This window comes from Mesorhizobium sp. BH1-1-5 (genome assembly GCF_020165615.1).
Classification (GTDB): Bacteria; Pseudomonadota; Alphaproteobacteria; order Rhizobiales; family Rhizobiaceae; genus Mesorhizobium.
In genome coordinates, this window is the sequence record NZ_JAIUIM010000008.1 from 84,002 (window position 1) to 97,891 (window position 13,890).

General features: G+C 63.7%; 11 protein-coding genes. 2 read left to right on the plus strand and 9 right to left on the minus strand.

The features are described from left to right. Positions 1-91: 91 nt before the first annotated feature. Entirely contained in the window at positions 92-1,312 is a 1,221-nt protein-coding gene (locus LB572_RS12925) for a lytic murein transglycosylase (RefSeq protein ID WP_224667975.1), read from the minus strand. Between the two features lie 258 nt (positions 1,313-1,570). Here LB572_RS12925 and galU point away from each other — a divergent pair, with 258 nt between their 5' ends. Then, entirely contained in the window at positions 1,571-2,476 is a 906-nt protein-coding gene (gene galU, locus LB572_RS12930) for a UTP--glucose-1-phosphate uridylyltransferase GalU (protein WP_224667976.1), read from the plus strand. A gap of 127 nt (positions 2,477-2,603) precedes the next feature. On the opposite strand, the gene LB572_RS12935 is transcribed toward galU, so the two are convergent. Then, the gene (locus LB572_RS12935; RefSeq protein WP_224667977.1) at positions 2,604-4,406 is read right to left on the minus strand and encodes an outer membrane beta-barrel protein; all 1,803 of its coding nucleotides are present in this window, start codon (positions 4,404-4,406) and stop codon (positions 2,604-2,606) included. A 160-nt stretch (positions 4,407-4,566) separates the two neighbouring features. Here LB572_RS12935 and LB572_RS12940 point away from each other — a divergent pair, with 160 nt between their 5' ends. Next, positions 4,567-5,568, plus strand: a complete 1,002-nt coding sequence (locus LB572_RS12940) for a KpsF/GutQ family sugar-phosphate isomerase (RefSeq protein WP_140810614.1) — start codon at positions 4,567-4,569, stop codon at positions 5,566-5,568. 140 nt (positions 5,569-5,708) lie between these two features. On the opposite strand, the gene LB572_RS12945 is transcribed toward LB572_RS12940, so the two are convergent. The 7 genes from LB572_RS12945 to LB572_RS12975 form a co-directional block, all read right to left on the minus strand. Next, the gene (locus tag LB572_RS12945) at positions 5,709-6,173 is read right to left on the minus strand and encodes an NfeD family protein (RefSeq protein WP_224667978.1); all 465 of its coding nucleotides are present in this window, start codon (positions 6,171-6,173) and stop codon (positions 5,709-5,711) included. A 119-nt stretch (positions 6,174-6,292) separates the two neighbouring features. After that, entirely contained in the window at positions 6,293-7,243 is a 951-nt protein-coding gene (locus LB572_RS12950; protein WP_140810600.1) for an SPFH domain-containing protein, read from the minus strand. 136 nt (positions 7,244-7,379) lie between these two features. Beyond that, positions 7,380-8,444 (minus strand): ferrochelatase, encoded by a 1,065-nt coding sequence (gene hemH / locus LB572_RS12955; RefSeq protein ID WP_224667979.1) that lies wholly within the window; start codon positions 8,442-8,444, stop codon positions 7,380-7,382. Positions 8,445-8,587: 143 nt separating this feature from the next. Next, entirely contained in the window at positions 8,588-10,624 is a 2,037-nt protein-coding gene (locus tag LB572_RS12960; protein ID WP_224667980.1) for a bifunctional metallophosphatase/5'-nucleotidase, read from the minus strand. A gap of 189 nt (positions 10,625-10,813) precedes the next feature. Then, on the minus strand, positions 10,814-11,188 hold the full coding sequence (locus LB572_RS12965; protein WP_040990409.1) for a hypothetical protein: 375 nt from the start codon (positions 11,186-11,188) through the stop codon (positions 10,814-10,816). 186 nt (positions 11,189-11,374) lie between these two features. Further along, positions 11,375-12,820, minus strand: coding sequence for a homospermidine synthase (locus tag LB572_RS12970; protein ID WP_224667981.1), 1,446 nt, complete (start codon positions 12,818-12,820; stop codon positions 11,375-11,377). Between the two features lie 131 nt (positions 12,821-12,951). Next, the gene (locus tag LB572_RS12975) at positions 12,952-13,887 is read right to left on the minus strand and encodes a heme-dependent oxidative N-demethylase family protein (RefSeq protein WP_224667982.1); all 936 of its coding nucleotides are present in this window, start codon (positions 13,885-13,887) and stop codon (positions 12,952-12,954) included. Positions 13,888-13,890 lie beyond the last annotated feature (3 nt).

The following is a 13,890-nucleotide window of genomic DNA, read 5'->3' on the forward strand; positions in this document are numbered from 1 at the left end:
ATCCCTTGGCGTGGCCCAAGGTCACGCACAGGTGTGAAGCGCTAGAGCATCCGTGCCGCCTTCGAAAGGATGCCTGGCGCTCCCGCGAGCCCTACTGCTTGCGGAGCCATTTGAGCACTTCCATGCTCGGATAGCCATCCTGGGTCAAGCCGACCTTGGCCTGATAGGCCATGATGGCGGCCTTCGAGCCGTCGCCGATCTTGCCGTCGAACTTGCCCTCATAATAGCCGTGATCGGAAAGCCGCTTCTGCAGCTCCTGCCGTTCCTCGAAGCTGAGCTTGGTGAAAGGCCGTTGCCAGTCCTGCACCAGGCCAGTGCCGCCGGCGATCTCGTCGGCCAGAAGGCCGACGGCCAAAGCGTATTTGTCGGCATTGTTGTAGGCCTTGATGACCGAGAAATTCCTGATCATGAGGAAGGCGGGGCCGCCCCGGCCGTCCGGCACTTTCAGCGTCGCCTTGTCGGTCAGGTTCTTGAACGGCTTGCCGCTGGCCCGGGCGACGCCGAGCGCCTGCCACTGCGCGATCGTCTTTGCGCCGCCGGGCAGCTTGCCGGCCGGTATGGTCACTTCATAGCCCCAGGTCTTGCCGGCCTGCCAGCCGTTCTTCTTCAAAAGGTTGGCGGACGTCGCCAGCGCGTCGGGGATCGAATTCCAGATGTCGCGCTTGCCGTTGCCGTCCATGTCGACCGCGTAGCGCTGATAGCTGGTCGGAATGAACTGGGTCTGGCCCATCGCGCCGGCCCAGGAGCCCATCAGATGGCTCTCGTCGATGTCGCCGGTCTGCAGGATCTTCAGCGCCGCGATCAACTGGGTGCGGGCATATTTCGAGCGCTTCGCGTCGCCATAGGCGAGCGTGGAAAGCGAACGGATGACATTGCGCATGATGTCGTCGCGCTTGAGGATCTCGCCATAGTTCGATTCCATCGACCAGATCGCCAGAAGGATATTGCGGTCGACACCGAACCGCGCCTCGATCCGATCGAGCCAAGGCTTCCATTTCTTCGCCATCGCCTGGCCGTTGGCCACCGACTGATCATGCACGCGGTTGTCGAAATAATCCCAGGCGGGGGCGCTGAACTCCGGCTGTGTACGGGCCTTTTCCAGCACGACCGGGTCGGGCTCGATGCCTCTCATAGCCTGGTCGTAGACGGCGCCCGAAACACCGCCCGCCACCGCAGTGGCGCGAAAGCCCGCAACCCACTGGCGGAACCCGGCATCGGCGAAAGCGGGGCCGGCGGGCATCAGCAAGGCCAGCGTGAGGCCGGCGGCGGTCACCAGTGCCGCCAGGCGTCTCGCGGTGTTGCGAACGGACATCATTTCCTCCTTCGTCAAATCAGGAAGGATCATTCAACGCCGAACCGGGTTAGTATTTAGTTTACCATAGGTGCCGCCGGGAACGAAAAGAGGGATCGCGGCTTTAGCTCTCACGCTCACTGCTCGCTCGTCAACCCGACATTCCGGCGTGAAAATGGAATTCCGGAGTGAAAATGAATTCGGGAGTGAAAATGTCCGGGGGGATTGCGAAGCGCGCCGCCGAGCGGATAATTGGCCGAAACGCAAGGGTGGCGCAGCATGAAACGAGTTCGCAAGGCAGTTTTCCCGGTCGCAGGCCTCGGCACGAGGTTCCTCCCGGCCACCAAGGCCATCCCGAAGGAAATGCTCACCGTCGTCGATCGGCCGGTCATCCAATATGTGGTCGACGAGGCGCGCGAGGCCGGCATCGAGCATTTCATCTTCGTGACCGGGCGCAACAAGGCGGTCATCGAGGATCATTTCGACGTCCAGTTCGAGCTCTACGACACGCTCGCCCAGCGCGGCAAGGACGACCAGCTCGCCCGCCTGCAGCGGCTGCAGCCGGTGCCGGGACAGACGAGCTTCACGCGCCAGCAGGTGCCGATGGGCCTCGGCCACGCCGTCTGGTGCGCCCGCGAGCTGGTTGGCGACGAACCCTTCGCGCTGCTTCTGCCGGACATGATCATGCAGTCGGAAAAGAGCTGCATGAAAGACATGGTCGAGCTCTATGCCGAGACCGGCAACAACATCATCGCCGTGCAGGAATGCGACCCGGCCGAGGCGCATAAATACGGCATTGTCGGCCGTGGCGAGGACACCCATCACGGCTTCCGTATCACCCAAATGGTGGAGAAGCCGAAGCAGGGCACGGCGCCGTCCAACCTCTTCATCAACGGCCGCTACATCCTGCAGCCGGAGATCTTCGGCATCCTGGAAAGCCAGGAACGCGGCGCCGGCAACGAGATCCAGCTGACCGACGCGATGCTGAAGCTGGAGAAACAGCAGCCCTTCTACGGCTATCATTACAAGGGACGCACCTTCGACTGCGGCTCGCCGGAAGGTTTTGTGGAGGCCAATGTCGCCTTCGCGCTGTGGCGCAGCGACATGAATGGAAGCATGGCCGGCGTCATCCGCGCGCTGCTCGATGAGATACGGCCGGTAGAGCGTCGCGGGGCGGCGTTCTAGCCTATGCCGATATTCAGCTGAGGCCGGCCTGCGAACGGCAGGTTCCTGCGCCGCCGGTGCTCACGTAGTTCGAGCGCGTTCCGCGCCGGTCCTCGGTAGCTACCGTTCTCGGTGCGGCCGTCGGCGCTCAGCGCTGGACCTTCAGGCCGAGATAGATGCTGTTGGCGGTGTAGTCGCGTCCGGGCAGGTTGCTGGTAAGCTTCTCCGTCCTCACCTTGGTGGTGACCCCGGCATTGCGGTTCAGCCACCAGGTCAGTCCGGCCTCGGCGCTCAGGATCATGTCATGGCCGTCGGAGCCGGTGTAATCGCGCCAGTCGAGGCCCAGCGCCGAATTCGCCGTCAGATTGGCGCGGATCTGGCGCTCGCCGGTCAGACGGCCGGAGTAGAGGATATCGCCGCTCTGGTCTGCCGTCGTGGTGGTCTCTACTTCGGTCTTTCCGGTGAGCCCGATCGTTGTGCCGCGCTCGGGCGACCATTTGAGGTCGGCATTGACGGACGGCCCGGCGATCGCAGGCAGCCGGCTGTCGTCGAGCGCCTCGCGCAGCCAGCCGACGGAGAATTCGCCCGAAAGCTTGTCGCCCATATCGAGTTCGACGCCGACGCGCGCGCCAACCCTCTTCGAGGCGCGGTCGAAGCCGTCGGTGTCGAGGCGCAGATCGTAAACCCGGCGGCCGAGCTCGACTTCCGTGAAGGGCGTCAGCGCCGGCGATATCTGGTAGCCGGTGCGCAAGGTTGCCGTGTAGAGCGTGTTGTCCTGATCCTTCTGCGACAGCGTGGTGCCGTCGGTGAGCTCGGCGTCGCCATAGAAGTCGTGCGAGACCGCGCCGGTCAGCGTGTAACGCATCTTGCCGACATCCTTTTCGATGCCGAGGCTGCCGTCCACCGTCTGGCGCAACGGCTGGTGGTCTACGCCGGCGACAGCATCCGGCGCGGAGGCCGATTCGGGTGCCGCTTCGTAGCCCAGCTTGGCGATGGCCCGCAGCTCGTTGTCGAGGTCGATATTGAGCTGGCCTTCGATGCGGCCCTGCGCATCTTTGATCTTTTCGCCCGAGACGCTGTTGCGGAACTGGCCGTAGCCGGTGATCAAAGCCGAATTCTCGCGCCAGTCGGAGGTCGCGGTGAAATGCAGCGCGGTCTCGGACAGGACCGCCGATTTGCCGGTGCTGCTGGAATCGGCGTTGGAGGTGGCCGTGAAGCCTTGCTCGAGCGTCGGCCGGAAGACAAAGGTGCCGACCTTGACACCGGGAGCGGCGAAAGGATCGACCTCCAGCTTGACCTTCTGGCCATCGATGGATGCCGTGCGTTCCTGGCCCGGGTCGAGCTTCTGCTTGTCGACGCTGTCGATGGTGACGGCGCGGCGGTTGCTGCCGTCGTCGTCGGTCGCTGCCGCATCAGCCTGGTCGTCGGTGGAGGTGGTCGCGCCGGTGGTCGTGCTGTCGGTAGCCTCGCCCGCTTTCTTCTTGGCCTTCTTCTTGTCGGCGGTCTTGGTATTCGACTTGGTGTCGGCCTTGGCGTCCTGAGCACGCTGGGCAGCCGTCGAGGGCCGGCGCGGTTTTGCCGGCGCCTTCGTGCCGGCCAATGGATCGTCTGTCGCCTGCGGCTGGTCGAAGATGCTGTCCGTCGCGCCCGCCGCCTGATCGTCATCGGCAACGGCGCCGGGGCTCGACGGCTGGTAAGTCGTGGGTGCCGTGTCCTGGGCGGCCGCGGCGGCGGGCGGGGTCTGATCGAGCGACCCTTGCGCTCTCAACTGCCTGGCCTTGCGCTGCTGGTCGGCGAGTATGGCCGATTCGGAGACCTCGCCGCGCAGCTCGGTTTCCTGCGAAAATGCAGGCGCCGGGCGCAGCAAGGCAAGCGCGCTTGCCGTCAGCAGCAGTGCTGCAACGGCAATGCCCCTCCGACCGAATTTCGTTTCAGGCTGGCCCCCGGACATCGTCACCACTGCTTGCGCGGCGCGGTTGCGCCATACTTACCGAACCGTAAATGCGGATGGTTAACGGAGGGTTGAGACGGGAGCTCCAGAGCCGCCCGGATCGGCAGACCGCGGCAATTCTGTTGGACAGGGGAGCGGCAAAGCGCTAATCGCTTGCGCCATGCATGCGGGGTCCCCAGAAAGAAAGCAGCCGGACAGGCAGGCTGCGATCGAATCGGCGCTGAGAACGGTAGCGACGGAGCAGCACGGTGTGGCGGCGCTCGCCGCCGCGCTCGCAAACGGGCTGGCAGAGCCTTTTGCCGCCGCGATCGACCTGATCTCGCGGATCGAGGGCCGCGTCATCGTCACCGGCGTCGGCAAGAGCGGCCATATCGGCTCCAAGATCGCCGCCACGCTTGCCTCGACCGGCACGCCAGCCTTTTTCGTCCATTCGGCGGAGGCAAATCACGGCGATCTCGGCATGATTGGCCGCGACGACGCCATCATCGCCATGTCATGGTCCGGGGAAACCAAGGAATTGATGGGCATCGTCGCCTATTCCAGGCGTTTTTCCATCCCGCTGATTGCCATTACGTCCGGCGAAACCTCCGCTCTGGCACGTGCCGCCGACGTGGTGCTGCTGCTGCCTGTCGTGCCGGAGGCCTGCCCGCACGGGCTGGCACCGACGACGTCGACGCTGCTGCAACTTGTCATGGGCGATGCGCTGGCGATCGCGCTGCTCGAGGCGCGCGGCTTCACGCCGGACCATTTCCGCACCTTCCACCCGGGCGGGCAGCTTGGCGCCAATCTGACCCAGCTGCGCGAGATCATGCATGTCGGCGAAAGGCTGCCTCTCGTGCCATCGGGCACCGGCATGCGCGAGGCAATCCTGGAATTGTCGCGCAAGGGCTTTGGCTGCGTGGCGATCACCGCAGCCGACGGCGCCCTGATCGGCATCATCACCGACGGCGATATCCGCCGCCATATCGGCAACGACATTCTGACGATGAGCGTCGATCAGGTGATGACCAAGAAGCCGAAGACGGCAAACCCGGACACGCTGGTGGCGACGGCGCTGCAGACGATCAACACATCCGCCATCACCAGCCTTATGGTCGTCGAGAGCGGACGCCCGATCGGTCTGGTTCATTTGCACGATCTGTTGCGCATCGGCGCTGCCTAAAGCGCGTCGCGATCTTTCAGATTCGCTCCATGCGTTTTAGGTTTTTGATTTTGCGCATGTCTCCCGAAACCGGTTACCACTTTCGGGAGACATGCTTTAGACCCCACCGATGCGCAGGGCACCCGGGGTGCCGTCGCGGATCAAATCGCCTCGACAGTCAGCTCCAGATCGGTATCCGCCGCCCCGGTCACGCGGACCTGCGCGCCGACCGGCAGGTCGGGACCGGAGACGCGCCACAGCGTGTCGCCAAGCCGAATGCGGCCGCGGCCGTTCTTGATCGGCTCGGCCAGCGTCGCCGTGCGGCCGACCATCTGCGCGCCGCGGCGGTTGAGCAGCGGCTGGTCGACGGTGCCCTGACGGCTGACGGCGATCTGCCGGCCGACATAGGCCGAGACGACGGCCAGCACGAGGAAGGCGAGGACCTGGACCTGCCAGGTCCAGAAGGCGGCGTCCCAGATCGCCAGCGACACCGCGCCGATGATGAGGGCCGCGATGCCGATCCACAGCATGAACACGCCGGGCGCCACGACTTCCATCACCAGCAGCACGATGCCGAGAACCATCCAGTTCCACGGGCCGAGTTCGGAAACAATACGGTCAATCATAATGCCCACCTATTGGAGCAATTCCGGGAAAGGTGTGAAGCGGCTTTCCGCCCGGAATCGCGTCAAGACAAAGGGAGAGCGGTTCGGCGTTTCCATGAAACGACGAACCGGTCCAGACATCAGTTCTCGTTCGGGCGTACCACTGGCGGGCGCGCCGCTTGCCGCTGCGTGCCGGTGCTGCCGTCGTTCTTGAACACTTCCTTGGCTATTTCGCCGATACCGCCGAGCGTGCCGATCAGCGACGAGGCCTCCAGCGGCATCAGCACGATCTTGCTGTTCGTAGCCGAGCCGATCTTGGTCAGCGCCTCGGTGTATTTCTGGGCGATGAAGTAGTTCAGCGCCTGGACGTCGCCCTTGGCGATGGCTTCCGACACGACCTGCGTCGCCTTGGCCTCGGCCTCGGCCGAGCGCTCGCGCGCCTCGGCGTCGCGGAAGGCGGCTTCCCTGCGGCCTTCGGCCTCGAGGATCTGCGACTGCTTCAGGCCTTCGGCGGCGAGAATCTGGGCACGCTTGTTGCGCTCCGCGGTCATCTGCCGGCCCATCGATTCAATGAGGTTCGCGGGCGGATTGATGTCCTTGATCTCGACGCGGGTGATCTTGATGCCCCATGGATGCGCGGCCTCGTCGACGACGCGCAGCAGGCGTTCGTTGATGGCATCACGGTTCGACAGCAATTCATCGAGGTCCATCGAGCCCATGACGGTGCGGATGTTGGTCATGGTGAGGTTGAGGATGGCGTTCTGCAGTCCCGCAACCTGGTAGGCCGCCTGAGCGGCGTTGAGGATCTGGTAGAAGGCGATGCCGTCGACGCCGACGATGGCGTTGTCGCGGGTGATGATTTCCTGCGTCGGGACGTCGAGCACCTGCTCCATCATGTTCATCTTGGCGCCGACGCGCTCGAAGATGGGGTTGATGATGTTGAGGCCAGGGGTCAGCGTCTTGGTGTAACGGCCGAAGCGCTCCACCGTGTAGTTGTAACCTTGCGGTACCGTCTTGATACCCTTGAAAAGAAGGATGATAACCAGGAAAACAAGAACAATGATGGCAATGTCGAAACCGCTGAAGCCCATTTCGTATCTCCCTCAATAGGCACCGACTTCACGGAATCACTTAAGTGTGTTTCCGCAGCGTTACAATCAGGTGATCGCGAATATTGGTTAGCGAAGGCTTTTGCGTACCAGTTTTCGCAGCAGCCGCCAAAGGCGGTTAAATCCAGCCCGACAATTCCCGCCGCACCAGCGCCTCGACCACGGCCATGCCCTCGGCGCTGTCGTTGAGACAGGGGATATGGGCGAAATTCCTGCCGCCGGCGTGATGGAAGGTTTCGGCAGCCTCGCGACCGATCTCGTCCAGCGTCTCGATGCAGTCGACGGAGAAGCCTGGATTGACGACGGCGATCGACTTTACGCCGTCCTTGGCCAGCTTCTCGACGGTCACGTCGGTATAGGGCTGCAGCCATTCCTGCGCGCCGAAACGCGACTGGAAGGTGGTGATGAGCTTCTTCTCGTCCCAGCCGAGCCTTGCCCGAAGCAGCCGCGTCGTCTCCAGGCAGTGCGCCCGGTAGGGATCGCCCCTGTCGGAATAGGGTTTGGGGATGCCATGGTAGGAGGTGATCACCGCCTCCGGCACGAAATCGAGCGTCTCCAGATGCTTCTCGATCGAACGGGCCAGCGCCTCGATATAGACCGGTTCGTCATAGTAGGGCGGCACGCTGCGGATCGCCGGCGCATGCCTGATCTTCATCAGCGCGCGGAACAGCTGGTCGTTGGCCGTCGCCGTTGTCGTCGCCGAATATTGCGGGTAAAGCGGAAAGGTCAGTATGCGCTCGCAGCCCTGGTCGACCAGTTTTTGAACGACGCTTGCCGTCGAGGGATTGCCGTAGCGCATCGCCCAGTCGACCACCACATCGGGCAGGTCGGCAAGCGCGGCGGCCAGTTTTTGGCCCTGAGCGCGGGTGAAAGTGCGCAGCGGCGATTCATTCTTCTCCCTGTTCCATATCCGGGCGTAGTTGGCGCCGGATTTCTTTGGCCGGGTGGTCAGGACCAGCCCATAGAGGATCGGGTACCAGATCGCCTTGTTGAGCTCGATGACGCGCGGGTCGGAGAGGAATTCCCTGAGATACCGCCACATCGGCTTGAAGTCGGTGCCGTCGGGCGTGCCGAGATTGACCAGCATGATGCCGATCTTGCCCGCCATGACGGGCGCGGCGTCGGCGGACAGCGAACCGACGGCCTTAGCGGCTTTGGCATCGGTGGGGCTGGCAAGCGTCATGAACAGTCTCCGGTAGCGCCGCGAAACTAGCGATGCCCTGCCGGTTTTCAATGCTGCGTCTGGCCGCACCTTATCGTGTTTGGGCCCGGAAAAGGAACACCCGCCCGGTTGCCCGGGCGGGTGCCATGAATTCGGCTGGTCGATTACTTCGCGGCCGGCGGAATGGTCAACGTCGCGCCGAGCGGCAGGCGGCGTGGTTTATAACCCTTGTTGGCTTCGGAGATGAGCTTCCACTTGGTGGCGTCGCCATAGGCCTTCTTCGCCAGGTCCCAATAGGTATCGCCGGCGGCGACCGTATGGCTGGTTTCGGCCGGCTTGGTTTCGGCGGGCGCAGCCGCTGGCTTGGCCGGCTCGGCGGCTGGGGCCGGAGCAGGGGTCGCCGGGGCGGGTTCAGCCGGCTTCGTGCCCTCCGATGCCGGAGCGGCCTCGGTCGAGACACTCGGCGGCGTGCCGGCGATGTCGCTGGAACCCGAAGGCAGAGCCGGCATTGACGGTTCGCTCGCAGCCGGCGTGGTCTCTGCCGGTTTTGCTGCCTCGGCTGGTTTTGCCGGCTCGGCGGCCGCGGTCGTTGCCGCAACCTCGGTGATGCGGCCGTCGAGCTTCGGCGTGTAGGGCCGATGCGCGCCGAGATAGTCGGCCACCACCTGCTCCAGGCCGGGGCCGTAGTCATAGGCGTCGGTCGCCTTGTCGGCGAAGACCTTGTAGCCGTCGCCGCCCTGGCGGACATAGTTGTTGGTGGCGACGAGGTACTGCTTGTCGGGATTGATCGGCGTCCAGGCGCCGTTTTCCATCACCTCGACCGATTTGACGCGGCCGGCATTGGGCGCGACCGACTTGTCGAAGGAATATTTGATGCCGGCAACCTGCGGGAAACGGCCGGCGCCGTCCTCGATCTGGCTGAGGCCGCTTTCGAGGCCGGCGACCAGGTCCTTGCCCGAGATCTTGAAGGTCGCCAGCGTGTTCTGGAATGGCAGCACGGTCAGCACCTCGCCCATGGTCACGGTGCCCTGGTCGATCGAGGCGCGCAGGCCGCCGCCGTTCGAGATGACGATCTCGACGCCTTGGCCCTTGGTGCGGTCGAGAATGGCGTCAGAGACGAGATTGCCCATCTCGCATTCATGCGCGCGGCAATTCTCGCGGCTGCCGTCGATCGGCTTGGTGGTCTCGGCCACCTCCTTGTTCTTCAGCGCCTCGATCGGCGCCCCGAGTTCCTTGATGCGGGCAAGCACGGCCGGATCGGGGACGATCGACTTGTCGAGATAGATCGGCGCGCCGCTGGCCTCCTTGACGTTGCCGTTGTCGTCGAACACGACCTTGAACTCGCCGAGATATTTCGAGTAGGAGGCCGCCTGCACCACCGGCACCTTGTAGCCGTCGGGGTTGTCGACCATCGTCGGGTAGGGGCCTGCCGCCTTCGGATCGGTGTTGGACAGAAGCGTGTGGCTGTGGCCGCCGACCACCACGTCGATACCCGGGATTTTCGCTATGACGTCGCGCTCGCGGTTATAGCCGATATGCGTCACCGCGATGATCTTGTTGATGCCTTGCGCCTTCAGCTTCTCGACCTCGGCCGTGATCGATTTGACATCGTCGGCGATGGCGATGTTCGGGCCGGGCGAGGCGAGTTCCAGCGTGTCGTTGGTGACGGCGCCGACGATGCCGATCTTCTGGCCGCCGACCTCGACGACGATCGACGGCTTGATCTTGCCCGCGGCGCCGGACTTGTCATTGGGCACGACATTGGCGCTGACGATCGGGAATTTCGCCTTGTCGAGGTAAGGCACAAGCGCGGTCTCGCCGTCGTCGAATTCGTGGTTGCCGAGCGTCACGGCGTCGGGCTTGATCTCATTGAGGAATTCCTCTTCCACGGCGCCCTTGTAGGTGGTGTAGAACAGCGATCCCTGGAAGCTGTCGCCGGCATTGAGCAGCAGCACGTTCTGGCCTTCGAGCTTCTTGCGCTCCTGGGCAATCGCGGTGACCAGCCGGCCGGCGCCGCCGATGCACTCGCCCTTGGTCTCCTCGTCGGCGGAACAGGTCGACTCGTATTTGTTGTTGCCTTCGATGCGACTGTGCCAATCATTGAAATGCAGGATGTTCAGCGTGTAGTCGGCAAAGGACACGCCTGCCGACAGGCCGAGGGTCGAGGCGGACAGGGCTAGGACGGCGGCAATCTTCTTCATTCTCGTCTCCCGGATAAGCTGACCTGGAACGTGCTTAAAGCCCTCGCTTGACTGGAAAATAACAGTCAGCCTCGGGTCATGTTCACATCGGGTTCCGGTCGATGCAAGCACAAATCAGGGAGATGTTTGCCGGCACAAAAAAGGGCGGTGGCCCGCGCCGCCGCCCTTTCCGCTGGATATCGCGGGCCCTCAAGCCCGGCGCGTCAGCACGAAATTCTGGCCGCTGGCGCTGGTGCAGTTGAGCTGGCTGGTGGAGACCATCAGGCAGTTGAAGCTGACCGGCGTCTGGCGGATCAGTGAGGTGCCGTGGATCTCGACCGAGGTCGCTCCGGTCATGGTGTAGCTGCCTTCCGACAGCTTCTGGCCGGTGTCGGTGGCAACGGTGGTGAACTTGCCGCCCGCGAAGGTCGACAGGCCGGTGCCCTTGGCATCGATCCAGTTGCCCTCGACGCCCTTGGGGGCCGCCATGGGCGGGGGCTCCGAGGGACCGGTGGTGGTGCAGGCGGCCGCAGCCAGAAGGCTAGCCGCGGCGCCTGCCGAAAGCAGTTTGCGCGCAATGGTCATTTTGAAAAATCCTCTCCTCAGTCCGCTCCTTTCAATCGCCCGATTTCCGGGCGATTGCAAGGCGGCGAGGCAGAGCGTCTTGCCATTTCACGGAAACGGCGAGGCGCTCTATCTCCTTGTTTTTGCGCAATCCCCGACGGAAAACCGTTTCACGCTTTTCCTGGAATTGCTCTGGCAGGCAGACTGCTATCGCAGCAGAATGTTGCGGAACTGCCACGGATCGTCCTTGTCCAGGTCTTCCGGGAAGAGGCCCGGCCGGTTGTCCAGCGGCGTCCAGTCGGTGTAGTAGCCCCTGACAGGCCCGAGATAAGGCGACTGCACTTCGAGGCAGCGCCGGTAGTCCATCTCGTCGGCCTCGACGATCCCGGCCGTCGGGTTCTCCAGCGCCCAGACCATGCCGGCGAGCACCGCCGAGGTGACCTGCAGGCCGGTGGCGTTCTGGTAGGGGGCGAGCTTGCGCGCCTCGGCCAGCGACAGCTGGGAGCCATACCAGTAGGCGTTCTTGTCGTGGCCGTAGAGCAGCACGCCGAGCTCATCGACGCCGTCGACCAGCTCGTTCTCGTCGAGCACGTGGTGAACCGGCTGCGGCTTGCCGGCGGCGCCGAACATCTCGTCCAGCGACAGCAGGGCGTCGTTGCAGGGATGGTAGGCGTAGTGGCAGGTCGGGCGGTATTGAAGCTTGCCCTTCTTCGAGCGCACGGTGAAGAAGTCGGCGATCGAGATCGCCTCGTTGTGCGTTACCAACAGGCCGTATTGCGCGCCTGGTGTCGGGCACCAGCTGCGCACGCGCGTGTTGGCGCCGGGCTGCTCCAGATAGATCGCCGCCTTGGAGCCGTGCTTGTGCTTCTTGCCGTTCTTCGGCATCCAGTTCTCATGCGTGCCCCAGCCGAGCTCGGCCGGCTGCAGGCCCTCCGAAATGAAGCCTTCGACCGACCAGGTGTTCCAGAACACGTTCATCGGCTTCGGCTTCTTCGTGCGCTGTGTGTCGCGCTCGGCGATATGGATGCCCTTGACGCCGGCCTTCTTCATCAGCCTGGCCCAGGCCTCGCGATCTTCCTGCGCAGGCTCGGAAAAATCGAGGCCGAGATCGGTGGCGAGGTTGACCAGCGCCTTCTTGACGAACCACGAGACCATGCCGGGATTGGCGCCGCAGGTGGAGACCGCCGTCGGGCCGCCGGGCTTGTCCTGCTTTTCCTTGATCAGCGCCTCGCGCAGCGCGTAATTGGTGCGGCTGGCGTTGTCGGCCTCGGCGTCGAAATAGAAGCCGAGCCACGGCTCGACGACGGTGTCGATGTAGAGCACACCGAGCTTGCGGCACAATTTCATCAGGTCCACCGAGCCGGTGTCGATCGACAGGTTGACGCAAAAACCCTGGCCGCCGCCATTGGTCAGAAGCGGCGTGAGCAGCTTCTTGTAATTCTTCTCGGTCACGGCTTCCTGGACGAAGGCGATGCCACGCTCGTCGAGCAGCTTGCGGTCGGTATCGCGCGGGTCGACGACCGTCATGCGCGACTTGTCGAACTTGAAATGGCGCTCGATCAGCGGCAGCGTTCCCCGCCCGATCGAGCCGAAGCCGATCATCACGACAGGACCGGTGATTTCACCGTAAACGGGCCAGTTTTCATTCGCCATTTTTTCGAGCACTCCTTCAAACACGCGCAAAACCGGGCGCTTTTCGCCCGACGGCCAAGCGCTACACCACAGATCATTGTCATAAACCAGCGAAAAGCGCCAATCGCCGGTCAAGCCGACTTGACCTGTGGTTAAGCCGATCTGTCGATGCCGTTGAGGTATGCAACCAGGCGGTCGCGGTCGGCGGTCAGGCCCTTGTAGTCGAGTTGTTGCTGGTCGAGGGCCAGGAGCTGCTCCGCGAACGAGGCCGCCAGCGTCGCCCGGTCCGGATGCCGTGCCAGCACGGCGAGCGGATCGAGGTGGATGCGGATGGTGAACAGGATGTCGCGCGACTCCGGCAACTTGCGCAGCGTCTGGCGTTCGACGCGGATGAAGGCGTGGGCGTCGATATCACTGTCGGGGAAGCGGCTCGGGCGGTTGGTGGCGCGATCGATGCGCTCGACATTGGAAAGCGGATGATAGAGCCTGTCATCCGCCTGGATCGACCAGTTGAAGCGTTCGACCGCCTGGCCCTGCAAGCCGTCGAACATGCGGTTGATGAGTTCGGCTGGCCGGGTGCCGGGTCCGAATCCTGGCACCGGTTCGTGGATTTCCTGCAGCGGCTTGCCGAATTTCTCCTGCAGCGACCAGGACGAAGGGAAGCAGAGCGAGCCGGCGGCGAGCCGCCAGCCGCGCTCGTCGCGGCGCATCAGGATCAGGTCTTCCTGGACGAGCAGCGAAGCCTGTGCGAGCGGCGCCTGGCGCAGGGCAGGAGGCAGTCGGTCGATCGCCGCCTCGAAACCGACGGGCTCGACATCCGCTCCATTGCGGCGGTGCGTGCCGGGATGCGCGGCTTCGAGGTGGGCTACGAGCAGGTCCAGCACTTCGCGCTGAGCGTCGCGGGTGCCGTCTTCCTCGACAAAGACCTTTTCGGGTATCTCCGCATAGAGCCGCCGCTTTTCGGCCAAATGCGGCAACAGGAATTCATCGACTTCGATCCAGAGAGCTAAGTCGAGCGGCTTCAGCCCGATGGTGAAGAGTTTTGAAGACCCGTCATAGGGCGTATGGGTCGGCTGGCGAATGGTCATGCA